Annotated in this window: 18 protein-coding genes, 2 tRNA genes and 2 other RNA genes; 11 read left to right on the top strand and 11 right to left on the bottom strand. The window is 53.1% G+C overall.

Annotated elements, in window-relative coordinates; translation table 11 throughout:
- Positions 1–137: 137 nt before the first annotated feature.
- Complete coding sequence (locus DK872_RS15415) at positions 138–1,541, top strand: YchO/YchP family invasin (protein ID WP_090396735.1); 1,404 nt, start codon at positions 138–140, stop codon at positions 1,539–1,541.
- A gap of 3 nt (positions 1,542–1,544) precedes the next feature.
- Here the strand turns inward: DK872_RS15415 and narL are convergent, their stop codons facing one another.
- On the bottom strand, positions 1,545–2,195 hold the full coding sequence (narL, locus tag DK872_RS15410; protein ID WP_035889835.1) for a two-component system response regulator NarL: 651 nt from the start codon (positions 2,193–2,195) through the stop codon (positions 1,545–1,547).
- The gene (narX, locus tag DK872_RS15405; RefSeq protein WP_107146700.1) at positions 2,188–3,987 is read right to left on the bottom strand and encodes a nitrate/nitrite two-component system sensor histidine kinase NarX; all 1,800 of its coding nucleotides are present in this window, start codon (positions 3,985–3,987) and stop codon (positions 2,188–2,190) included. Before narX ends, narL begins: the two co-directional genes overlap by 8 nt.
- A gap of 308 nt (positions 3,988–4,295) precedes the next feature.
- Here narX and DK872_RS15400 point away from each other — a divergent pair, with 308 nt between their 5' ends.
- The 5 genes from DK872_RS15400 (at position 4,296) to narI (ending at position 12,737) form a co-directional block, all read left to right on the top strand.
- Positions 4,296–5,687 (top strand): NarK family nitrate/nitrite MFS transporter, encoded by a 1,392-nt coding sequence (locus DK872_RS15400; protein ID WP_035889829.1) that lies wholly within the window; start codon positions 4,296–4,298, stop codon positions 5,685–5,687.
- 390 nt (positions 5,688–6,077) lie between these two features.
- Positions 6,078–9,821, top strand: coding sequence for a nitrate reductase subunit alpha (locus tag DK872_RS15395; protein ID WP_071920891.1), 3,744 nt, complete (start codon positions 6,078–6,080; stop codon positions 9,819–9,821).
- Positions 9,818–11,353: a nitrate reductase subunit beta gene (gene narH / locus DK872_RS15390; protein WP_007371878.1), complete on the top strand. Its 1,536-nt coding sequence runs from the start codon at positions 9,818–9,820 to the stop codon at positions 11,351–11,353. The genes DK872_RS15395 and narH overlap by 4 nt, the downstream gene beginning before the upstream one ends.
- Complete coding sequence (gene narJ / locus DK872_RS15385) at positions 11,350–12,060, top strand: nitrate reductase molybdenum cofactor assembly chaperone (RefSeq protein WP_035889826.1); 711 nt, start codon at positions 11,350–11,352, stop codon at positions 12,058–12,060. Before narH ends, narJ begins: the two co-directional genes overlap by 4 nt.
- A complete protein-coding gene (narI, locus tag DK872_RS15380; RefSeq protein WP_035889823.1) occupies positions 12,060–12,737 on the top strand; it encodes a respiratory nitrate reductase subunit gamma in 678 nt (225 codons plus the stop codon). The genes narJ and narI overlap by 1 nt, the downstream gene beginning before the upstream one ends.
- Positions 12,738–12,767: 30 nt before the next feature.
- On the opposite strand, the gene DK872_RS15375 is transcribed toward narI, so the two are convergent.
- Positions 12,768–13,652 carry a DMT family transporter gene (locus DK872_RS15375; protein WP_007371881.1) on the bottom strand — a complete coding sequence of 295 codons (885 nt, stop codon included), beginning with the start codon at positions 13,650–13,652 and terminating at the stop codon, positions 12,768–12,770.
- A gap of 109 nt (positions 13,653–13,761) precedes the next feature.
- Between DK872_RS15375 and DK872_RS15370 the strand changes: the two genes are divergently transcribed.
- The gene (locus tag DK872_RS15370; RefSeq protein WP_007371882.1) at positions 13,762–14,205 is read left to right on the top strand and encodes an Lrp/AsnC family transcriptional regulator; all 444 of its coding nucleotides are present in this window, start codon (positions 13,762–13,764) and stop codon (positions 14,203–14,205) included.
- Position 14,206: 1 nt separating this feature from the next.
- Here the strand turns inward: DK872_RS15370 and DK872_RS15365 are convergent.
- From DK872_RS15365 to DK872_RS15340, 6 genes are all read right to left on the bottom strand, one after another.
- Positions 14,207–14,338, bottom strand: a non-coding RNA gene (locus DK872_RS15365) — RtT sRNA.
- A gap of 45 nt (positions 14,339–14,383) precedes the next feature.
- Positions 14,384–14,515: non-coding RNA, RtT sRNA (locus DK872_RS15360), on the bottom strand.
- Positions 14,516–14,560: 45 nt separating this feature from the next.
- Positions 14,561–14,645: transfer RNA gene (locus DK872_RS15355), tRNA-Tyr, on the bottom strand.
- A 36-nt stretch (positions 14,646–14,681) separates the two neighbouring features.
- Positions 14,682–14,766 (bottom strand) — tRNA-Tyr (locus DK872_RS15350).
- 163 nt (positions 14,767–14,929) lie between these two features.
- Entirely contained in the window at positions 14,930–15,772 is an 843-nt protein-coding gene (gene purU / locus DK872_RS15345) for a formyltetrahydrofolate deformylase (protein WP_007371883.1), read from the bottom strand.
- Between the two features lie 48 nt (positions 15,773–15,820).
- Complete coding sequence (locus tag DK872_RS15340) at positions 15,821–16,279, bottom strand: YchJ family protein (RefSeq protein WP_071920890.1); 459 nt, start codon at positions 16,277–16,279, stop codon at positions 15,821–15,823.
- 110 nt (positions 16,280–16,389) lie between these two features.
- On the opposite strand from DK872_RS15340, the gene rssA reads away from it, so the two are divergent.
- From rssA to galU, 3 genes are all read left to right on the top strand, one after another.
- Positions 16,390–17,298: a patatin-like phospholipase RssA gene (gene rssA / locus DK872_RS15335; RefSeq protein ID WP_007371885.1), complete on the top strand. Its 909-nt coding sequence runs from the start codon at positions 16,390–16,392 to the stop codon at positions 17,296–17,298.
- Positions 17,299–17,386: 88 nt separating this feature from the next.
- Positions 17,387–18,400 carry a two-component system response regulator RssB gene (rssB, locus tag DK872_RS15330; protein WP_072439828.1) on the top strand — a complete coding sequence of 338 codons (1,014 nt, stop codon included), beginning with the start codon at positions 17,387–17,389 and terminating at the stop codon, positions 18,398–18,400.
- A gap of 197 nt (positions 18,401–18,597) precedes the next feature.
- Positions 18,598–19,509, top strand: a complete 912-nt coding sequence (gene galU / locus DK872_RS15325) for a UTP--glucose-1-phosphate uridylyltransferase GalU (RefSeq protein WP_035885501.1) — start codon at positions 18,598–18,600, stop codon at positions 19,507–19,509.
- A gap of 274 nt (positions 19,510–19,783) precedes the next feature.
- Here the strand turns inward: galU and hns are convergent, their stop codons facing one another.
- Complete coding sequence (hns, locus tag DK872_RS15320; protein ID WP_035885502.1) at positions 19,784–20,197, bottom strand: histone-like nucleoid-structuring protein H-NS; 414 nt, start codon at positions 20,195–20,197, stop codon at positions 19,784–19,786.
- A 535-nt stretch (positions 20,198–20,732) separates the two neighbouring features.
- Between hns and tdk the strand changes: the two genes are divergently transcribed.
- Positions 20,733–21,362, top strand: a complete 630-nt coding sequence (gene tdk / locus DK872_RS15315; protein ID WP_035885504.1) for a thymidine kinase — start codon at positions 20,733–20,735, stop codon at positions 21,360–21,362.
- Between the two features lie 60 nt (positions 21,363–21,422).
- Here the strand turns inward: tdk and adhE are convergent, their stop codons facing one another.
- Positions 21,423–24,107 (bottom strand): bifunctional acetaldehyde-CoA/alcohol dehydrogenase, encoded by a 2,685-nt coding sequence (adhE, locus tag DK872_RS15310; RefSeq protein ID WP_161518507.1) that lies wholly within the window; start codon positions 24,105–24,107, stop codon positions 21,423–21,425.
- Positions 24,108–24,197: the final 90 nt, after the last annotated feature.

The following is a 24,197-nucleotide window of genomic DNA, read 5'->3' as shown; positions in this document are numbered from 1 at the left end:
GTTGCACCGCAGCGGGTGGGTAAGGATTTTCCTGGTATTTTGCCGCTCCCTGCACAGCAGAGGCAAAACCGTTAAACTTACTGGTTCATGTCAACAAAACTGGGCGGATTATTATCAGCAAAGTGCTGTACGGTGTTATGAATTATAAGGTCTCATCTCTCCTGATATTGCTGCTGGCGGGCGATGTTGTCGATGCCGCACAAAATAGCTTCGTTCAGCAAGCGGAAAACCCCTTCGATAATGACGGCGATGGTTTGCCGGATCTCGGCATGGCGCCAGAAAATGGCGCGCAGGAAAAACACGTCGCGGAAATGGTCAAAGCCTTCGGTGAAGCCAGCATGACGGATAACGGGCTAACTGCGGGAGAGCAGGCGCGCCAGTTTGCCTTCGGGCAATTGCGGGATGTGGTGAGCGATGAGGTGAACCAGAAAGTGGAATCCTGGCTGTCGCCCTGGGGCAGCGCCAATATCGATTTTAAGGTCGATAACGAGGGCAGTTTTACCGGCAGCCACGGCGACTGGTTTGTGCCTCTGCAGGATAATAACCGCTACCTCAGTTGGGGGCAGCTCGGGGTGACGCAACAGGACCAGGGGCTGGTGGGCAATGTCGGGCTCGGTCAGCGCTGGATAGCAGGCGACTGGTTGCTCGGCTATAACACTTTTTACGACACGCTGCTGGATGACAACTATAGCCGCGCCGGGTTAGGCGCCGAGGCGTGGGGGGAGTATCTGCGTTTCTCCGCCAACTACTACCAGCCTGTGAGTAGCTGGAATTATCAAACCGCCACGCAGCAACAGCGGATGGCGCGGGGCTACGACGTGACGGCGCAGGCGCGATTGCCGTTCTGGCAGCAGCTCAATACCAGCCTTAGCGTCGAACAATACTTCGGTGAGAATGTGGATCTGTTTGATACCGGCACCGGTTATCACAATCCGGTAGCGGTGAAAGTGGGCCTCAACTATACCCCGGTTCCACTGGTAACGCTGACCGCCGAACACCGCCAGGGCGAAAGCGGTCTGAGCCAGAATGACTTAGGTCTGAAGCTCAACTACCGCTTTGGCGTTCCGTTGTGGAAGCAACTTTCAGCCAGCGAAGTGGCCGCCAGCCGTTCGCTGCGTGGCAGCCGTTACGACAGCCCAACGCGCAACAGTACCCCGGTGTATGAGTATCGTCAGCGCAAAACGTTGTCGGTGTTTCTCGCTACGCCGCCGTGGGATTTACAGCCTGGCGAAACCGTGGCGCTGAAGCTGCAAATCAACAGTACGCATGGCGTGCGTTCGATTAGCTGGCAGGGCGATACGCAGGCGCTTAGCCTGACGCCGCCAGCGAATGGCCGCAGTGCCGATGGCTGGACGCTGATTATGCCGCGCTGGGATAGCGATGAAGGGGCGAGCAATCACTGGACGCTCACCGCGCTGGTGGAAGATGACAAAGGGCAACGCGTGGCGTCAAATACCATTGAACTGAAACTGACCGAGCCGGTGGTACCGCCGATGACGGACGATAACGCTAACGCAGGCTGGTCGCTGCCAGCCCCGTAACGATCAGAAAATGCGTTCCTGATGAACCCACACCGCGGCTTCAACGCGGGATTTCAGCTTCATTTTCTTCAGCATATGTTTAACGTGGACTTTGACCGTGCTCTCGGTGATATCGAGACGGCGGGCAATCATTTTATTCGGCAAGCCCTGCGCAATCAGCTTGAGAATATCGCGCTCGCGTGGGGTGAGCTGGCTGATGTCGCGATCGCTGGTCGCGCGATTGGCGCGCAGGCTTGCTGCCAGCACCGGGGTGAGCGCTTCGCTGAGTACCATCTCTCCCGCGGCTGCTTGCTGCAACGCTTTCAGCAAATCTTCCGGCTCCATATCTTTCAACAGGTAGCCATCCGCGCCGCGTTTCAGTGCGGTCACCACATCTTCTTCGTGGTTGGAAACGCTGAAGACCACCACCCGGCCGGAAAGCGATTTCTCGCGCAGTTTATCGAGCGTTTCCAGGCCGTTCATGCCAGGCATATTGAGATCCAGCAGTATCAGGTCTGGATCGAGCGCATCCGCCAGTTCAATCCCTTGCTCGCCGTTGCTGGCTTCGCCGACCACGGTGATGTCGGGCGCCATGCCGATCAACTGCTTCACACCGGTTCGCAGCATCGGATGGTCGTCGATCAGCAAAATAGTGGCCGGTTGCGGGTTACTCATGGGTATCTCCTTGCATGGGTGAGAGAAACGTCTCAGGGATGAACGTAACGATAACCTCCGTCCCGCCGGAGGCAACGGGGCGTACCTGGCAATCGCCGTGCAGGCTTTGCGCGCGGTCACGCATAATGATCAATCCATAATGATTTGTCCTTTCAGCATTGACCTGAATACCGCGCCCATTATCGCTAACGCGCAGTATCACCCGGTTTTCTTGCTGTTCTACGGCGACGCTGACCGCGGTTGCGCCGGAGTGTTTCAGTGCATTGCTCAGCGCTTCGCGGGCAATTTGCAACAGATGGATCGCCTGATGCGGCGGCACCAGGCGAGGGGTAAGCTGATAGTCGAGCCGCACCTGGAAACCGAAACGATCGCTGTACTCCTGGCAACTGGCTTCCAGCGCCGGGCGCAGCCCCGGCTCGGTTAATTGTAAGCGGAAGGTGGTCAGCAATTCGCGTAACTGCGCCCAGGAGGTATTCAGCTCGTTACGGATCTGGCCCAGCAACTGCTGGCTGTTCTGCGGTAACGCATCTCCCTGCATTTGCAGGCAACTGACCTGCATCTTCATACAGGAGAGGGATTGCGCGATTGAATCGTGCAGTTCACGGGCAATGGTGGCGCGTTCTTCCATTACCAGGAGCTGCTGCTGTTTGTCCTGGTGTCTGTCGAGCGCCAGCGTCGCGGTTATTTGTTCCACCAGCGTATCAACCAGTTGCTGCTGGTCATGGCTTAAATGCCGGCCTGGAGGCAATTGCGCCAGCAGCAAACCGTACTGCATATGGGCATCCGCCAGCCGCCATTTTAACGTGGAACCAGAACCTGGATGCGGCGTTGTGACACCGCGCGGGCACAAATGGCAGCCTTTATCATCGCAGCTGGCATCCGACTGGCAGGTAAATTCCTGATGGTTGTTCTCATCTTCTGTATCGTAGACGCGCAGTTCGATATCGTGCAGCAGGGTTAAATCCTGCAAGCCATTAAGCACCGGTGAAAGGCGTTCGCATAGCGGAATGCGCGAGTGCAGACGGTGGTTAGCCTGCCATAAAAACGACAGGATCTGGTTTTTCTGCTCGAGCCCGGCAGTCTTCTCTTTGACGCGCTGCTCAAGCACCGCGTAACTTTCCGCCAGCTCAGCGGACATGTTATTCAACGCCTCACCAAGTGTTGCCATTTCATTGCGTCCGCTAATCGAGGCGCGGCGGGTAAAGTCACGCTGGCTGACGGCGCGCGCCATTTGCAGCAGTTGGTGCCACGGGCGCAGCAGTTTTGAACGCAGCCAGATGACGGCAAACAGCAGCAGCAGAGCCATCAACAGCGCCATCAGATGTTGCATGATGATGACCTGTTCAATCCGCTGTTCTGTGCTGCGATCGAACGACGTCACCAGTTTATCAATCCTGCCAACGAAGATGGCGATAATGTCTGCGGCTTCACTGGGTTGTTGCGCCTGGCGGATGGCGGGAATCACAATGCTGTGCCAGTAGTTTTGTAGCCCGGCAAGCTGCGCCTGTTGGCCATCACGCTGCGCGGCCAGCGCCAGCTCCGGGCTGAATGCGGTATGTTCCATTTCATCAAACAGATACTGCTTGTCTTCGTGCAGCGGAATCGCTGACAGCAGGCGATAGCTCTGCATGCGCAGAGAACCGGCTTTATTGATAGCGTGCGCGCTGCCCTGAACGCCCTGTACCAGCCAGCCGGAGATCGCCATGCCTGCCACGCCGATAACGGTGGACAGCAACATCAGCAGCGCCAGTTGGTTAACCAGCGAAATAGGAGAAAAGAGGCGTTTTAGCATAAGTGATGAAAGCTCCTTGACCGCATGCGCTGCGGGTGGCGGTATTGTCAGCTATCGCCTGGGGTATACCCATACCTCTAAAGGATTACCTCTTTATTGCCAGCGTGTCGACCAACGTGGGAACAATCTGCGCGGTAGCGGCGATGGCCGTGAAAAACCACACCTTTTTTGTATGTTATGCCTACTCACTAATGAGCATGGTGAATTTTCGGGCGTAGAAAGCGCTGCTTTTCCTTTGATTTATATCAACTTACCTGGCGCTGCAAAAACTATGGTGGCAGGCATCAAACCGATCAACAGAGGTGTATATGCAGCACTCATCCATCCCGGAAAAAGGTTCGTCATCACGGGTTATTACCGAATGGCGCCCGGAAGATCCGGTTTTCTGGCAACAGCAGGGACATGCGATTGCAAGCCGTAACTTGTGGATTTCCGTTCCTTGCCTGCTTCTGGCGTTTTGCGTCTGGATGCTGTTCAGCGCCGTCGCTGTTAACCTGCCAAAAGTGGGCTTCAAGTTTACCACCGACCAGCTCTTTATGCTGACGGCGCTGCCCTCTGTTTCCGGCGCGCTGCTCCGTGTTCCGTACTCTTTTATGGTACCGGTGTTCGGCGGTCGTCGCTGGACGGCCTTCAGTACCGGGATTTTGATTATTCCTTGTGTATGGCTCGGTTTTGCCGTGCAGGATCCGACCACGTCTTTTAGTACGTTTATTATTATCTCGCTGCTGTGCGGTTTCGCCGGAGCAAACTTTGCTTCCAGCATGGCGAACATCAGCTTCTTCTTCCCGAAACAGAAGCAGGGCGGCGCGCTGGGGATCAACGGTGGGTTGGGCAATCTGGGCGTCAGCGTGATGCAATTGATTGCGCCGCTGGCCGTCTCTTTTTCCATTTTTGCCGCTTTTGGTGGTGCGGGCGCGGCTCAGCCGGACGGCTCAATTCTGTATCTGGAAAACGCGGCCTGGGTCTGGGTTCCGCTGCTGGCCTTCTTTACGCTGGCGGCCTGGTTCGGCATGAACGAACTGGCGACCTCTAAGGCCTCACTGCGCGCGCAATTGCCGGTACTGAAACGCAGCCACTTGTGGATCATGAGCTTCCTCTATCTGGCAACCTTCGGCTCGTTTATCGGTTTTTCAGCCGGTTTCGCCATGCTGTCGAAAACGCAGTTTCCGGATGTACAGATCCTGCATTTTGCTTTCTTCGGCCCATTGATTGGCGCGCTGGCGCGTTCGGCTGGCGGCGCGATCTCCGATCGCCTCGGCGGCACGCGAGTCACGCTGGTGAACTTTGTGGTGATGGCCATTTTCAGCGCGGCGCTGTTCCTGACCTTACCCACAGAAGGGACTGGCGGTAACTTTATTGCCTTTTTCTGCGTCTTCCTGGTGCTGTTCCTGACGGCGGGTCTCGGCAGTGGTTCTACTTTCCAGATGATCTCGGTTATTTTCCGCAAAATGACCATGGAACGCGTCCAAAAACGCGGCGGCAACGAGAGTGAAGCCATGCGTGAAGCGGCGACAGAAACGGCAGCGGCGCTTGGGTTTATCTCCGCAATTGGTGCGATTGGCGGCTTTTTCATTCCGAAAGCGTTTGGGACTTCACTGGCATTAACCGGCTCTCCGGCTGGCGCAATGAAAGTATTTCTCGTGTTCTATATTGCCTGCGTTGTGATCACCTGGGCGATATACGGGCGTAAAAAACAATAAAATGAAAACTTGTTGATTATCTTGCGCGGTGAAAGCCGCGCTTTTTTTTATTCAGAATATAGTTACAACATACTATTCAATTTACTTCAGCCTGCTACGGGAGCTTTCGTGCGCAAGGGGTCAACCAGGACATCTACCCCTTAATACCTGGCACTCTGGAAAAGTAGAGACAATTCTGCACTTCTTTCATAAAAACTCTTATTTATCAGTCGATTAAAAAACAGAAATTACTAACCCTTTGGGAGTAATTCTCTTTTTTGCTGCTTTTGTGAAGCCCTGAGGGCTTGATCGCCATCAATTCTCTTTGTCTTTGCGAGGGTTACCGTCGCGGCAAATGCAGCAATGTCGATTTAGCAAGAGAGCCATACAGGCTCCAACAGGAGAACCCCGATGAGTAAATTCCTGGACCGGTTTCGCTACTTCAAACAGAAAGGCGAAACCTTTGCCGACGGGCACGGCCAGTTCTTAAACACCAACCGGGACTGGGAGGATGGATACCGTAGCCGCTGGCAGCACGACAAAATCGTTCGCTCTACCCACGGCGTGAACTGTACTGGTTCCTGTAGCTGGCAGATCTTTGTTAAAAACGGGCTGGTCACATGGGAAACCCAACAGACAGACTACCCGCGCACTCGCCCGGATATGCCTAACCATGAACCGCGTGGTTGCCCGCGTGGCGCGAGTTACTCCTGGTATCTCTACAGCGCTAACCGCCTGAAATATCCGCTGATGCGTAAACGCCTGATTAAACTGTGGCGTGAAGCGAAAGCGCAACATGCCGATCCGGTGAATGCCTGGGCTTCCATCATTGAAGATGCCGATAAAGCGAAAAGCTTTAAACAGGCGCGCGGCCGCGGTGGTTTTGTGCGTTCTTCCTGGCAGGAAGTGAACGAGCTGATTGCGGCATCCAACGTTTATACCGTTAAAACCTACGGCCCGGACCGCGTGGCAGGCTTTTCGCCGATCCCGGCGATGTCGATGGTCTCTTATGCTTCCGGTGCGCGTTACCTTTCATTGCTCGGCGGCACCTGCCTCAGCTTCTACGACTGGTACTGCGATTTACCGCCAGCCTCGCCGCAAACCTGGGGCGAACAGACTGACGTACCGGAATCCGCTGACTGGTACAACTCCAGCTACATCATCGCCTGGGGTTCTAACGTGCCGCAAACCCGTACTCCGGATGCGCACTTCTTTACCGAAGTTCGTTACAAAGGCACCAAAACCGTTGCTGTAACGCCGGATTACGCTGAAATCGCCAAGCTGTGCGATTTGTGGCTGGCGCCGAAACAGGGCACCGATGCCGCGATGGCGCTGGCAATGGGCCATGTCATGCTGCGTGAATTCCATCTGGACAAACCGAGCCAGTATTTCACCGATTATGTGCGTCGCTATACCGACATGCCGATGCTGGTGATGCTCGAGGAGCGCGACGGTTATTACGCCGCAGGACGTATGTTGCGCGCCGCCGATCTGGTGGATGCGCTGGGCCAGCAAAATAACCCGGAATGGAAAACCGTCGCCCTTGATAACGATGGCAACCTGGTTGCGCCGAACGGCTCCATTGGTTTCCGCTGGGGTGAGAAAGGGAAATGGAACCTTGAACAACGCGACGGCGGCAATGGCGCTGACGTAGAGTTGAATCTGAGCCTGCTCGGTAAACACGACGATGTGGCGCAGGTTGGTTTTCCGTATTTCGGCGGCGAAAGCAGCGAGCATGTTAGCGGCGTTTCGCTGGAGAATATCCTGCTGCACAAACTGCCGGTAAAACGCATTCAACTGGCAGATGGTTCTACCGCGCGGGTGGCGACCGTCTACGATCTGACGCTCGCCAACTACGGTCTGGATCGCGGTCTGGATGATGAAAACTGCGCGACCCGTTACGACGAAATTAAAGCCTATACTCCGGCGTGGGCAGAGAAAATCACCGGTGTGTCGCAGGCGCAAATTATCCGCATCGCCCGCGAGTTCGCTGATAACGCCGATAAAACCCATGGACGTTCGATGGTGATTATCGGTGCCGGGATGAACCACTGGTATCACCTCGATATGAACTATCGCGGCATTATCAACATGCTGATCTTCTGCGGCTGCGTTGGGCAGAGCGGCGGCGGCTGGGCACACTATGTTGGCCAGGAAAAACTGCGTCCACAAACCGGCTGGCAGCCGCTGGCGTTTGCTCTCGACTGGCAGCGTCCGGCGCGCCATATGAACAGCACCTCTTATTTCTATAATCACTCCAGCCAGTGGCGTTATGAGACGGTAACAGCACAGGAATTCCTGTCGCCGCTGGCGGATAAATCCCGCTATACCGGCCATCTGATCGATTTTAACGTGCGTGCTGAACGCATGGGCTGGTTGCCGTCTGCCCCGCAGTTAGGCACGAACCCGCTGCGCATCGCCGCTGAAGCGGAAAAAGCCGGGATGAGCGCCGTGGATTACACGGTGAAATCCCTGAAAGAAGGTTCTTTGCGCTTTGCGGCGGAACAGCCGGAAAACGGTAAAAACCATCCGCGTAACCTCTTTATCTGGCGCTCCAACCTGCTCGGTTCTTCCGGTAAAGGTCATGAGTTTATGCTCAAGTATTTGCTGGGCACCGAACACGGTATTCAGGGCAAAGATCTTGGCAAGCAGGGCGGCGTGAAGCCGGAAGAGGTGGAATGGCGTGATAACGGCCTCGACGGCAAACTGGATCTGGTGGTGACGCTGGATTTCCGCCTGTCGAGCACCTGCCTCTATTCCGATATCGTGCTGCCAACGGCAACCTGGTATGAAAAAGACGATATGAATACCTCGGATATGCATCCGTTTATTCATCCGCTTTCAGCCGCTGTCGATCCGGCGTGGGAATCCAAAAGCGACTGGGAGATATACAAAGGTATCGCCAAATCTTTTTCCGCGCTGTGCGTCGGTCACCTGGGCAAAGAGACGGACGTGGTGACGCTGCCGATCCAGCACGATTCTGCCGCAGAGCTGGCGCAGCCGCTGGGCGTGCAGGACTGGAAAAAAGGCGAATGCGATCTAATCCCGGGTAAAACCGCGCCGCATATCATTCCGGTCGAACGTGATTATCCGGCAACCTATGAACGCTTTACCTCGATTGGCCCGTTAATGGAAAAAATCGGTAACGGCGGCAAAGGTATCGCCTGGAATACCCAGAGCGAAATGGATCTGCTGCGTAAGCTCAACTACACCAAAGCGGATGGCCCGGCGAAAGGCCAGCCGATGTTGAATACGGCGATTGATGCGGCAGAGATGATCCTGACGCTGGCACCGGAAACCAATGGCAACGTGGCCGTGAAAGCGTGGGCAGCGCTCAGTGAATTTACCGGTCGCGACCATACGCACCTGGCGCTGAATAAAGAAGACGAAAAGATTCGTTTCCGCGATATCCAGGCGCAGCCGCGCAAAATTATCTCCAGCCCGACCTGGTCCGGCCTCGAAGATGAGCATGTCTCTTACAACGCGGGTTATACCAACGTACATGAGCTGATCCCATGGCGTACGCTCTCCGGCCGCCAGCAGTTGTATCAGGATCATCAATGGATGCGCGACTTCGGCGAAAGCCTGCTGGTGTACCGTCCGCCGATTGACACCCGTTCGGTGAAAGAGGTGATGGGCGTGAAACCTAATGGTTACAAGGAAAAAGCGCTCAACTTCCTGACGCCGCACCAGAAATGGGGCATTCACTCCACTTACAGCGATAACTTGCTGATGCTGACGCTGGGTCGCGGCGGCCCGGTGGTATGGCTCAGCGATGTTGATGCCAAAGAGATGGGTATTGCGGATAACGACTGGATCGAAGTGTTCAACAGCAACGGTGCGCTGACAGCGCGCGCGGTGGTGAGCCAGCGTGTGCCATCCGGTATGACCATGATGTACCACGCGCAGGAACGTATCGTGAACCTGCCGGGGTCAGAAATTACCGGGCAGCGCGGCGGTATCCATAACTCGGTCACCCGTATTACCCCGAAACCGACGCATATGATCGGCGGCTATGCCCAGCTGGCTTATGGCTTCAACTATTACGGGACAGTGGGTTCCAACCGCGATGAGTTTGTGGTGGTGCGTAAGATGAAAAATATCAACTGGTTGGATGGCGAAGGCAATGACCAGGTACAGGAGAGCGCAAAATGAAAATTCGTTCACAAGTCGGCATGGTGCTGAACCTCGATAAATGCATCGGCTGTCATACCTGTTCTGTGACCTGTAAAAACGTCTGGACCAGCCGTGAAGGCGTGGAATACGCGTGGTTCAATAACGTTGAAACCAAGCCGGGCACCGGTTTCCCGACCGACTGGGAAAACCAGGAAAAATGGAAGGGCGGCTGGATCCGCAAAATCAACGGCAAACTGCAACCGCGTATGGGCAACCGTGCGCTGCTGCTCGGTAAGATCTTCGCCAACCCGCATCTGCCGGAGATTGATGATTATTACGAGCCGTTCGATTTCGACTATCAGCGCCTGCATAACGCGCCGGAAAGCAAACATCAGCCGATTGCACGTCCGCGCTCGTTGATTACTGGCCAGCGGATGAACAAAATCACCGCCGGTCCGAACTGGGAAGACGATCTGGGCGGTGAGTTTGATAAGTTGAGCAAAGACCAGAACTTCGCCAACCTGCAAAAAGCGATGTACGGCCAGTTCGAAAACACCTTCATGATGTATTTGCCGCGTCTGTGCGAGCACTGCCTGAACCCGGCGTGCGTTGCGACCTGTCCGAGCGGCGCGATCTACAAACGTGAAGAAGACGGCATTGTGCTAATCGATCAGGATAAATGTCGCGGCTGGCGTATGTGCGTCACCGGTTGCCCGTACAAAAAAATCTACTTCAACTGGAAGAGCGGCAAATCCGAGAAGTGCATTTTCTGTTATCCGCGTATTGAAGCGGGTATGCCGACCGTTTGTTCGGAAACCTGCGTTGGGCGTATTCGTTATCTTGGCGTGCTGCTGTATGACGCGGATGCGATTGAAAACGCCGCCAGCACCGAAAGCGAAAAAGACCTGTACCAGCGCCAGCTTGATGTGTTCCTCGATCCGCATGATCCGGCGGTGATCGCGCAGGCGCTGGCCGATGGCGTGCCGCAAAGCGTGATTGACGCGGCGCAGAAATCACCGGTCTACAAAATGGCGATGGACTGGAAACTGGCGCTGCCGCTGCATCCGGAATATCGCACGCTGCCGATGGTGTGGTACGTACCGCCTCTGTCGCCGATCCAGTCCGCAGCGGATGCGGGGGAACTGGGCAGCAATGGCATTCTGCCGAACGTCGAGAGCCTGCGCATTCCGGTGCAGTACCTGGCGAACCTGTTGACGGCCGGAGACACCGAACCGGTGCTGCTGGCGCTGAAACGCATGCTGGCGATGCGCCACTTTAAACGTGCAGAAACGGTTGAAGGCATCGAAGATACCCGCGCGCTGGAAGAAGTCGGGCTGTCGAAAGAGCAGGCGCAGGAGATGTATCGTTACCTGGCAATCGCCAACTACGAAGACCGTTTCGTTGTGCCGTCCAGCCATCGCGAGCTGGCGCGTGAAGCGTTCCCGGAGAAAAGCGGTTGTGGCTTCAGCTTTGGCGATGGTTGCCACGGTTCAGACAGCAAATTCAACCTGTTCAACAGTCGCCGCATTGATGCGGTGGATGTCACAGTTAAAACGGAGCCGCACCCATGATTGAACTGGTGGTTATTTCCCGTTTGCTGGAGTACCCGGATGCTGCCTTGTGGCAGCATCAGCAGGAGCTGTTTGATGCGCTGGCCTCCGGCGAAAATCTGGCGAAAGCCGATGCGCAGCAGGTCGGGATCTTTTTACGCGATTTAACGGCGCAGGATCTGCTGGACGCGCAGTCCACTTACAGCGAGCTGTTTGATCGCGGTCGCGCAACGTCGTTGCTGCTGTTTGAACATGTCCATGGCGAATCCCGCGATCGCGGCCAGGCGATGGTCGATCTGCTGGCGCAGTATGAGCGCCACGGTTTGCTGCTCGACAGCCGCGAATTGCCGGATCATCTGCCGCTCTACCTGGAGTATCTGGCGCAGCTTCCCCCGGCGGAAGCGATTGGCGGTTTGCAGGATATCGCGCCGATCCTGGCGCTGTTACAGGCGCGTTTGCAGCAGCGTGAAAGCCATTACGCCATGCTGTTTGAGGCACTGCTTTCGCTGAGCAAAACGGCGGTGGATAACGCGCAAGTGGCGGAAAAAATTGCCGCTGAAGCGCGCGACGATACGCCGCAGGCGCTGGATGCCGTGTGGGAAGAGGAGCAGGTGAAATTCTTTGCTGAACAGGGCTGCGGCGACTCTGACATTACTGCTCATCAGCGCCGATTTGCCGGGGCTGTCGCACCGCAATATCTGAATATCACAACAGGAGGAGAGCGCTAATGCACTTCCTTAATATGTTCTTCTTTGACATCTATCCCTATCTGGCCGGTGCGATTTTCCTGATTGGTAGCTGGCTGCGTTATGACTATGGGCAATACAGCTGGCGCGCAGGCTCCAGCCAGATGCTGGATCGCAAAGGGATGAACCTCGCCTCGAACCTGTTCCACCTGGGTATTCTGGGTATCTTCGCGGGCCATTTTCTCGGGATGCTGACGCCGCACTGGATGTATGAATCATTCCTGCCGATCGAAGTGAAACAGAAGATGGCGATGATTGGCGGCGGTGCCAGCGGTGTGATGTGCCTGGTGGGTGGTTTGCTGCTGCTGAAACGCCGCCTGTTCAATCCGCGCATCCGCGCGACGTCGACTACGGCAGATATCCTGATCATGGTGCTGCTGATGGTGCAGTGTACGCTGGGCTTATTGACTATTCCGTTCTCTGCTCAGCATATGGATGGCAGCGAAATGATGAAACTGGTCGGCTGGGCGCAGGCTGTGGTTACTTTCCATGGTGGAGCCTCTGCGCATCTTGACGGTGTTGCCTTTATTTACCGCATGCATTTAGTGCTGGGAATGACGCTGTTTGTGCTGTTCCCGTTCTCCCGCCTGGTGCATATCTGGAGCGCGCCGGTGGAGTATCTGACGCGGAAATACCAGATCGTTCGCGCTCGTCGCTAATGAAAAAACCCCGCGTTGCGGGGTTTTTTATTAGCGTGAGGTGAGTGTCGCCGGGGCATTTCGACGCTCACCCCAGCCAAGATTATTCCCTGCGGCCGCCAGCAGAATGAGCACACCACCTGCCATTTGCACGAGACTGAGCGAATGGCCAAACAGCAGGTTATCAATAACAATCGCAACCAGCGGATAAATAAACGACAGGGAACCAATTAACGGCGTGGGTAATTTCTGAATCGCGCTATAAAGCAACTGATACATTACGCCGGTATGCAGGATCCCCAGCGTCAATACCATGGCCCATGAAAAAGGCTGGGCAGGGGCTGAAATATGCGCCAGCGGCAGCAGCATCACTACGCCGGTCAGTACCTGGATCAGAGCAATATGTTGCGGCGGTAACTGACGCAAACGGCGGGCAACCATTGCCGTCAGGGCATAGAAAAACGCGGCGCCTAACGCCATCGCCATCCCGCTCAGCCATTGCGCGTTCGGATGGCGCAGTTCGCTAAGCAGCAATAGCACCACGCCGGAAAAGGCCAGCAGCAACCATCCCCATTTTGTCAGCGTGACGCGTTCGCCGAGCAACATACTCATCAGCACCAGCATAAAGGGTTGCGTGTTGTAGACCACTGTCGCCAGCCCCATTGAAATTCGGCTGTAAGCGGCGAACAGCAGCAACCAGTTAATGACCAGCGCAACTCCCCCGGCAATGGCCAGAAGTAATATTGTGCGGGGGATGCGGCGCAGCGGTTGTTTGCTGAAGCGGATAAACAGAAAAAGGGTAAATGCGCCTATCAGGCAGCGCCAGAAAACCACATCAATCACCGCCATCCCGCTGAGCAGGACAAATGCACCAATCGATCCGGAAATCAGCATCGCCAGGCTCATTTGCCAGGCACCCTCTGGAATAGTTTTCATCGATTACCTCCTGAAGTTGATGCGCTTATTGTCGAAAATCAGCGGCCAGCTTTACAGAGAGGATATAAGGTAAGATATTGTTAATGCCTTTATAAATTAGGTGAAAATTATGGATTACATTATTGATGACATCGACCGCGCCATTCTTGCCTCTCTGGCGGAAGATGCACGCCAGTCGTTAAAAGTGCTTAGCGCACGCGTAGGGCTCACTTCACCCAGCACGGCGGAACGGGTTAAACGGCTGGAGGAGCGGGGCGTAATAGAGGGATATGGCGCGCGGGTAAATCTCGCGGCGCTGGATTATCGCATACAGGCGCTGGTACGTGTCAGGCCATTGCCCGGGATGCTGCAGAAAGTGGATAAGCTGATTCAGGCGTTGCCCGAGTGTATAGAAAATGACAAGGTCACCGGAGAAGACTGTTTCGTTATGCGGTTGGTTGTGCACTCTATCGAGCAACTGGATGCACTGCTCGACACGATTTCCGAGTATGCGCAATGTAATACGTCAATAGTGAAGAGTTCACCGGTTAAACGGCGGTTACCGCCAATCTAAATGGTGGTGGGGGAAGGATTATTCGGCGCTAAAGCGCCTCACCCTTCGGGTCGTTGCCTGCGGCAACGCGCTCTCGCGTTGCTCGAGTCGAACCTTAATCGAAGATTCTCGACCTTCCCCGATCGGCAAAATATGCGGGTATTGAACTGGATAAAAGCTGGGAAAGTGTTTTTGAAGATGGTGGTGGGGGAAGGATTACTCGGCGCTAAAGCGCCTCACCCTTCGGGTCGTTGCCTGCGGCAACGCGCTCTCGCGTTGCTCGAGTCGAACCTTAATCGAAGGTTCTCGACCTTCCCCGATCGGCAAAATATGCGGGTATTGAACTGGATAAAAGCTGGGAAAGCGTTTTTGAAGATGGTGGTGGGGGAAGGATTCGAACCTTCGAAGTCGATGACGGCAGATTTACAGTCTGCTCCCTTTGGCCGCTCGGGAACCCCACCAGGGGTAATACTTATTGTTGATGCATGTGCAGTAGATGGTGGTGGGGGAAGGATTCGAACCTTCGAAGTCGATGACGGCAGATTTACAGTCTGCTCCCTTTGGCCGCTCGGGAACCCCACCACGGGGTAAAGCTAGTTTCGTACTGGCCTGCTTCCATCTCGGGAAGCGCGGCGCATCATATCAAATGACGCGCCGCTGTAAAGCGTTGAAATACCAAAACTGAATCGGTTGCCTGCTTTTTGCACGTAATGGCGTAAACGCAGGCAATTCATTTTATTAATGATTAAAGAATAATCGTCCGGTTACCGTATACAAATACGCGTTGCGCCAGAACCTGGTACAGCGCACGGCTCAGCACATTTTTCTCGACGTCACGACCGGCGCGCATCATATCTTCTGCTGTATAGGTGTGATCCACATGAATGACGTCCTGCATAATGATTGGGCCTTCGTCCAGATTGTCATTCACATAGTGAGCAGTTGCACCGATGATCTTCACGCCGCGCTCATAAGCCTGATGATAAGGACGGGCACCGATAAAGGCGGGCAGGAACGAGTGGTGAATATTGATGATTTTGTTCGGGAAGCGGGAAACAAACTCCGGAGTCAACACTCGCATGTATTTCGCCAGCACCACGTAATCGGGTTGGTGGGCTTCAATCGCCTGCACCATCAGTGCATCGTGCGCTTCACGCGTCAGCCCTTCATGGCTGACCAGTTCGAACGGAATATCGAAGCGCTCTACCAGGGAACGCAGCGTATCATGGTTACCAATAACGGCGGCAATCTCCACATCCAGCCCGCCATAGTTGGCTTTCATCAGCAGATCGCCGAGGCAATGCGCCTCTTTTGTCACCAGAATGACCACGCGGCGACGACCAGCAGGGTTCAGCTCGCGAATGGAGCCTTCCGGCAGCGCACTATCAAGATCGGCTAACAGCGTGGCGTCATTAAAAATACCTTCCAGCTCGGTACGCATAAAAAAGCGTCCGGTGCGGTGATCAACGAACTCATTGTTTTGCACAATGTTCAGTTCGTGCTTGTAACAAATGTTAGTGATCCGCGCGATAAGGCCTTTCTGGTCAGGGCAAATGGTGCGCAAAATTTTACGTTGTAATGAATGCATTGCCGGGTAAATCCTGTTGATAATGTTTGCTATAAGGTGATGCCCGGCTTATTGCCCGCAGCACTTTTTGAATTTTTTACCTGACCCGCAAGGGCAGGGATCGTTACGGCCAAACTGAGGACGCGTACCGTCAATATAATACCACTGGCCGTTCTCCTTTAAGAATCGGGAACGTTCGATTATCGCGCCGCTTTTACCCTTTTCCTGAAAGCGTGCCGCAAAACTGACATAGCCTTCGTTGTCATTAACGGCATCAGCATGCTCAAATACTGTCAGACCCAGCCAGTGTGTATCGGCAAAACCGGCTTCAATTTGCTGTCGGAACGCATGAGCTTCGCAAGAGGGATGCCAGGTTTTGATCAGGTATTCGGTCTGATGAAGAACAAAAGCGGTGTAACGCGAGCGCATCAGGCGTGACGGATCCGGCGCAACCTGCGTACCAGACAGATAAGGCTGACAACATAGGCTATAATCGAGAGCGCTACCGCATGGGCAAGATTGAGACAAAATAGCATTCCAGGAACAATAAAAGCGGCGCGTTTGCGCCAGGGTAGCAATATGTTAACTGAGCCGTAGCGTTGTGGCTACAGTAAGCCGGGGGAAGTAGAACAAGCGTAATGAGAACGATAAAAATAGGACTGGCGCTCGGTTCAGGCGCAGCCCGGGGCTGGTCGCATATTGGTGTCATTAATGCCCTGGAACGTGCCGGCATTGAGATCGATATTGTGGCAGGGTGTTCCATCGGATCTCTGGTAGGTGCGGCGTATTCCTGTGGGCGACTGTCGGCGCTGGAATCGTGGGTGCGAGCCTTTAGCTACTGGGATGTGCTGCGGTTGATGGATGTCTCATGGCAGCGCGGCGGTTTGCTCCGTGGAGAACGCGTATTCAATCAATATCGCCAGATTTTACCGTTTACTGAATTCAGCCAGTGCGAAAAGCGATTTGGCGCAGTGGCGACTAACCTGAGTACCGGGCGTGAACTCTGGTTCACCAGCGGCAATCTGCATCATGCAGTACGTGCTTCCTGTAGTATGCCTGGCCTTATGTCGCCGGTCGCGCATAATGGCTACTGGCTGGTTGATGGTGCGGTAGTTAACCCGGTTCCCATTTCATTGACCCGTGCGTTAGGTGCGGATGTCGTGATTGCTGTTGATTTACAGCACGATGCGCATTTGATGCAACAGGATCTGATGTCATTAAATCTCACGCAAAATGAAACAGAAAGCGCCGTCGGAGCGACGTTAGCGTGGCATGAGCGTCTGCGCGTGCGGCTGGGCCGCATTACGCCCAAACGTCCGGCAGCGCCAACTGCGATGGAGATCATGAGTACCTCTATTCAAGTGCTGGAGAACCGGCTTAAGCGCAACCGTATGGCAGGCGATCCCCCTGATATTTTGCTACAGCCTGTTTGCCCGCAAATATCGACGCTAGACTTTCACCGTGCGGACGTTGCCATTGCTGCTGGTCAGTTGGCGGTTGAAAAGAAAATCGATGAATTGATGCCTCTGGTGCGGACATCAGTGTGACTATTTTTACAAGAGTTCAGCAAATTCTGACAGGCGATTCCTGGCGAAGCATGCCACTATTAGTCTATCGTCAGGCAGGGGAGAAAAGATGACGCAGCCGTTAACCGGAAAACAAATACTGATCGTTGAAGACGAGCCCGTTTTCCGCTCGCTGCTGGATTCATGGCTTCTGTCATTAGGTGCGACGACGCTGCTGGCTGGTGATGGCGTGGACGCTCTGGAGTTGATGACGACAAATAAGCCTGATTTGATGATTTGCGATCTTGCGATGCCGCGCATGAATGGCTTGATGCTGATCGAATCCTTACGTAATCAGGGCGATCAGACCCCGGTGCTGGTGATCTCCGCAACAGAAAATATGGCTGACATCGCTAAAGCGCTGCGTCTTGGTGTGCAGGACGTGGTGCTAAAACCGGTGAAAGATTTCAACCGCCTTAAAGAAACTATCTTCGCCTGTATTTATCCCAATATGTTTAACTCACGCGTCGAAGAAGAGGAACGCTTGTTCCAGGACTGGGACGCGCTGGTAGGTAATCCGCAGGCGGCAGCCAATCTGTTGCAGGAACTTCAGCCGCCAGTACAGCAGGTGCTTTCCGGGTGTCGGGTAAATTATCGCCAGTTAGTTTCAGCGGAAAATCCAGGGCTGGTACTGGATATTGCGCCTATTTCTTCTCAGGATCTCGCGTTTTACTGCCTGGATGTTACCCGTGCGGGCAATAACGGCGTACTGGCTGCACTATTATTGCGGGCGTTATTTAACGGCCTGCTGCAGGAGCAACTGTCGCATCAGCGTCAGCGTTTGCCTGAAATGGGAGCGTTACTTAAACAGGTGAATCAGCTTTTGCGCCAGGCGAATTTGCCGGGGCAATTTCCGCTGCTGGTGGGCTATTACCACTGCGATCTTAAAAACCTGATATTAGTTTCAGCTGGACTTAATGCATCGTTAAATACTGGCGATCACCATATTCAAATTAGCAGCGGTGTTCCGCTTGGCACATTGGGTAATACTTATCTTAACCAGTTGAGCCAGCGTTGCGACTCCTGGCAATGTCAGGTGTGGGGCGCTGGAGGAAGGCTGCGCTTAATGTTGAGTGCGGAATGAGCGATCGCGTCATCCATTGCAGATACATTTACCCGTCGGATTAAACGGGTGGTACTATCGCCGCAGAATATGCGTATTTGTCCTAATTAGATGTAAGCGCGTCCTTTTCAGACCTGGTTGATGGGTGGGTGCTGATATACTCAGGCGCGAGTTAATTCATGAACATGTTCATAGTTTGAACAGTCCAGGAGATTTCAATGGCTGCAATAAATTCGAAAGTGACTAAAGCAGTAATCCCGGTAGCGGGATTGGGAACCAGGATGTTACCAGCGACCAAGGCAATTCCTAAAGAAATGTTGCCGCTGGTGGATAAGCCATTAATTCAGTATGTCGTTAATGAATGTATCGCTGCAGGTATTACGGAAATCGTTCTGGTCACACATTCATCCAAAAACTCTATTGAAAACCATTTCGATACCAGTTTCGAACTGGAAGCAATGCTGGAAAAACGTGTTAAGCGTCAACTGCTGGAAGAAGTTCAGTCCATCTGCCCGCCTCATGTCACTATTATGCAGGTTCGTCAGGGGTTGGCGAAAGGGTTGGGGCACGCGGTACTGTGCGCGCATCCGGTGGTTGGCAATGAGCCAGTTGCGGTAATTCTTCCGGACGTGATTCTGGATGAATTTGAATCCGATCTTTCCCAGGATAACCTGGCTGAAATGATTAAACGTTTTGACGAAACGGGTGCCAGTCAGATTATGGTTGAGCCGGTTGCCGATGTGACCGCCTATGGTGTTGTTGACTGCAAAGGCGCTACGTTAAATCCAGGCGACAGCGTGCCGATGGTTGGCGTGGTGGAAAAACCGAAAGCCGACGTTGCACCGTCCAATCTGGCCGTGGTAGGTCGTTACGTGCTGAGCGAGCAAATTTGGCCTCTGCTGGCGAAAACGCCTCCGGGAGCCGGTGATGAGATTCAGCTTACCGATGCGATTGATATGTTAATCGAAAAAGAAACGGTTGAAGCTTATCATATGAAAGGCAAAAGCCACGATTGTGGTAATAAGCTGGGATATATGCAGGCGTTCGTAGAATACGGTCTCCGTCACAATTCGCTGGGGGCAGAATTTAAAACCTGGCTAGAAGATACTGTAGGCGCCGGAAAAGCATAATCTTCTTCCTGTTGCCCAAATAAGGCCGGAGACAATAGTGCAATGCACTGATTATCTCCGGCCTTTTTATTTTTGTGTTTCCAGGTGAAACATCCGCTAACTTCTTCTCGTAAGAACAAAGCGCACAAAAAGAATAATGTGATGCTGAGAATTTAAACAAAAGGCAAGCGGTAAGTATGGAGCGGCGATGGCAATACACTATATTTGTGAAGATATTGTGTGGTTCATCAAAAAAAATCCCGCCGATGGCGGGATTTTTTTTGAAGCGGGTTGATTACTCGTTGATCAGAAAATCATCGAGTTGTTTACCTTGTTCGTCCATCGCTTTTTTGATAACAGCAGGAGTACGACCCTGGCCAGTCCATGTTTTAGTTTCGCCGTTTTCATCAACGTAGCTATATTTAGCCGGACGTGCTGCGCGTTTAGCTTTTGTGCCGGATTTAGCAGCAGAAAGACTATTCAGCAATTCATTCGGGTCAATACCGTCAGCCATCAGCATGTCACGGTATTGCTGCAGTTTACGCGTACGTTCTTCAACTTCAGCTGCGGCGGCGCTTTCTTCCTCGCGACGTTCATTTACCACAACTTCTAATTTTTCCAGCATTTCTTCGAGCGTTTCCAGAGTGCATTCTCTTGCCTGCGCACGAAGAGTACGGATGTTGTTCAGAATTTTAAGTGCTTCGCTCATTGTAGTAATCTCAAACTTATATTGGGGTGGTTTGTTGGGCTAATAATAGAGCGTTAATTTGACCAGTGCAATAGCTGAGAATGTAAGGAATTCAAAATACCCATTTATTTCGATGATTTTTAAATATCGCTAACTTAAATTTAGCTTGAAGAATCGCACAAAACAGCGCTTATACGATGACAAACTTCACCGTCAGGATCACGGCTGCTTTCGATTAATCCAGAAAGGGTAATAGGCACAATGGATAAATAACAGCCTTGTGTATTACGGTATCAGGCGGGGGTTTTCTTCTAAATTATTAATAATTTCCGAACCATAAGCTCAGAATGTTCTGATTAAAAATAGTATGTATGCGGTCCGGTTTCTAATTGCTGTTTCTTTGGCAGTAACAAACCACTGCATAAAGTTGCCTTATATCTATGAGTCCATAACCGGGTCCGATTTACTCAGGATCAGCGCTGGCTCAGGGTTAGCCGGATAAAATATGGTACAATCGCTGCCGGAATAACACACTTTGATTGGGGTTTTGCACGCAATGGCACAGCTTTATTTCTACTATTCAGCAATGAATGCAGGGAAATCTACAGCGTTACTACAGTCTTCATACAATTATCAGGAACGCGGTATGCGTTCAGTAGTCTACACCGCTGAAATTGACGATCGCTTCGGAGCGGGGAAGGTAAGTTCACGTATTGGATTATCCTCACCTGCGCGTTTGTTTAATCAACACACTGCATTATTTGAAGAGATAAAAGCTGAACATGCGCGTGAAGCGGTGCATTGCGTGCTGGTGGATGAGAGCCAGTTTTTAACGCGTGAGCAGGTCTATGCATTGTCTGAAGTTGTTGATCAACTGGATATTCCGGTACTGTGCTATGGGCTGCGTACTGATTTTCGCGGTGAGCTGTTCGTGGGAAGCCAATATTTACTCGCCTGGTCAGATAAACTGGTCGAACTGAAAACCATCTGTTTCTGCGGACGTAAAGCCAGCATGGTACTGCGTCTGGATCAGGCCGGACGTCCCTACAATGAAGGGGAGCAGGTCGTGATAGGCGGTAATGAGCGTTATGTCTCCGTGTGCCGTAAACACTACAAAGAAGCTCTTGCGGAAGGCTCGTTAACGGCGATACAGCAACGTGTACGCGGAACAACGTCCGATTGTTGAGTTTAATGTGTCAGATATAAAAAAACCCGCCGAAGCGGGTTTTTTTATTAGCAGAGATAATTAAGCGGTTTTCTTCGCTTTTTTATCTGCTTTTACAGCCGGTACTACCACTTCAACTTTCGCTGATGTCGTATCACCTTCTTTGAACTCACGACCATAGAACGTATCCAGCAGGATTTGTTTCAGTTCGGAGATCAGCGGGTAACGTGGGTTAGCACCGGTGCACTGGTCATCAAATGCATCTTCGGACAGTTTATCCACGTTCGCAAGGAAGTCTGCTTCCTGCACGCCAGCTTCACGGATAGATTTCGGAATACCCAGTTCAGCTTTCATGCTTTCCAGCCATGCCAGCAGTTTTTCAATTTTCGCTGCGGTACGGTCGCCAGGAGCACTCAGACCCAGGTGATCGGCGATCTCTGCATAGCGACGACGCGCCTGCGGACGATCGTACTGGCTGAAAGCCGTCTGCTTGGTCGGGTTGTCATTCGCGTTGTAGCGGATAACGTTACAGATCAGCAGGGCGTTAGCCAGTCCGTGCGGAATGTGGAACTGCGAGCCCAGTTTGTGCGCCATGGAGTGACACACGCCGAGGAAGGCGTTTGCAAACGCGATACCGGCGATGGTCGCTGCACTGTGAACACGTTCACGCGCTACCGGGTTTTTCGAGCCTTCGTTGTAAGACGCTGGCAGGTTTTCTTTCAACAGTTTCAGCGCTTGCAGCGCCTGACCATCGGAGAACTCAGAAGCCAGTACAGAAACATAAGCTTCCAGTGCGTGCGTCACTGCGTCCAGACCACCGAAAGCACACAGCGATTTCGGCATTTCCATTACGAGGTTGGCGTCGACAATTGCCATATCCGGAGTCAGTGCATAATCCGCCAGCGGGTATTTCTGACCGGTTGCATCATCGGTCACTACGGCAAACGGCGTCACTTCAGAACCGGTACCGGAAGTCGTGGTGATAGCGACCATTTTCGCTTTCACGCCCATTTTCGGGAACTTGTAGATACGTTTACGGATGTCCATAAAGCGCAGTGCCAGCTCTTCGAAATGGGTTTCCGGGTGTTCATACATAACCCACATGATTTTCGCGGCGTCCATCGGGGAACCACCACCAAGCGCGATGATGATGTCCGGTTTGAAGGAGCTCGCCAGTTCCGCACCTTTACGCACGATGGTCAGTGTCGGGTCAGCTTCAACTTCGAAGAACACTTCAGTTTCCACGCCAGCAGCTTTCAGCACAGAGGTGATCTGGTCTGCGTAGCCATTATTGAAGAGGAAACGGTCGGTCACGATAAGCGCGCGTTTGTGACCATCAGTAATCACTTCATCCAGCGCAATTGGCAGTGAGCCACGGCGGAAGTAGATAGATTTCGGAAGTTTATGCCACAACATGTTTTCAGCTCGCTTAGCAACGGTTTTCTTGTTGATCAGGTGTTTCGGACCAACGTTTTCGGAGATGGAGTTACCACCCCAGGAACCACAACCCAGAGTCAGGGAAGGCGCGAGTTTAAAGTTATACAGGTCACCGATACCACCCTGTGATGCCGGGGTGTTGATCAGGATACGTGCGGTTTTCATCTTCTGACCGAAGAAGGCAACACGATCCGGCTGGTTATCCTGGTCGGTATACAGGCAAGAGGTATGACCGATACCACCCATGGCGACCAGTTTCTCCGCTTTTTCTACCGCGTCTTCGAAGTCTTTCGCACGGTACATTGCCAGCGTCGGGGAGAGTTTTTCATGTGCAAAGGGTTCACTTTCATCAACCACTTTCACTTCACCGATCAGGATCTTGGTTGTAGCCGGAACGGTGAAGCCAGCAAGCTCAGCAATTTTATAGGCTGGCTGACCAACGATAGCGGCGTTCAGCGCGCCATTTTTCAGGATAATGTCCTGAACGGCTTTCAGCTCTTTACCCTGCAACATGTAGCCGCCATGGCTGGCGAAACGTTCGCGAACGGCGTCATACGCAGAATCGACAACAACGACAGATTGTTCAGATGCGCAGATTACGCCGTTATCGAAGGTTTTGGACATCAATACGGATGCGACAGCACGTTTGATATCGGCAGTTTCGTCGATAACAACCGGGGTGTTACCAGCGCCTACACCAATTGCTGGTTTACCGGAACTGTACGCCGCTTTAACCATACCCGGGCCACCGGTGGCCAGAATCAGGTTAATGTCAGGGTGGTGCATCAGCGCGTTGGATAATTCAACAGATGGTTGGTCAATCCAGCCGATCAAATCTTTCGGCGCGCCAGCGGCAATCGCAGCTTGCAGAACGATGTCTGCGGCTTTGTTAGTGGCATCTTTAGCGCGCGGATGTGGAGAGAAGATAATCGCGTTACGGGTCTTCAGGCTAATCAGCGATTTGAAGATAGCAGTAGAGGTTGGGTTCGTGGTTGGAACGATACCACAAATGATGCCGATAGGTTCCGCGATGGTGATGGTGCCGAAGGTATCATCTTCAGACAGCACACCACAGGTTTTCTCATCTTTATAGGCGTTGTAGATATACTCAGAAGCGAAGTGGTTTTTAATCACTTTATCTTCGACGATACCCATACCGGATTCGGCAACGGCCATTTTAGCGAGAGGGATTCGAGCATCTGCGGCTGCCAGGGCGGCGGCACGGAAGATTTTATCTACTTGCTCTTGAGTAAAGTTGGCATATTCACGCTGGGCTTTCTTCACGCGTTCAACGAGTGCGTTAAGTTCAGCGACATTAGTAACAGCCATAATGCTCTCCTGATAATGTTAAACTCTTTTAGTAAACCAGCTGTCCAGGGTGAAATTATAGACAGGCCGGGTGCAGGTTGCATAAAGTTC

Source organism: Kosakonia sp. MH5 (assembly GCF_009935945.1).
Lineage (GTDB): Bacteria > Pseudomonadota > Gammaproteobacteria > Enterobacterales > Enterobacteriaceae > Kosakonia > Kosakonia radicincitans.
Note: the sequence above shows the minus strand (reverse complement) of the source record. Positions and strands in the feature narration are given on the sequence as shown.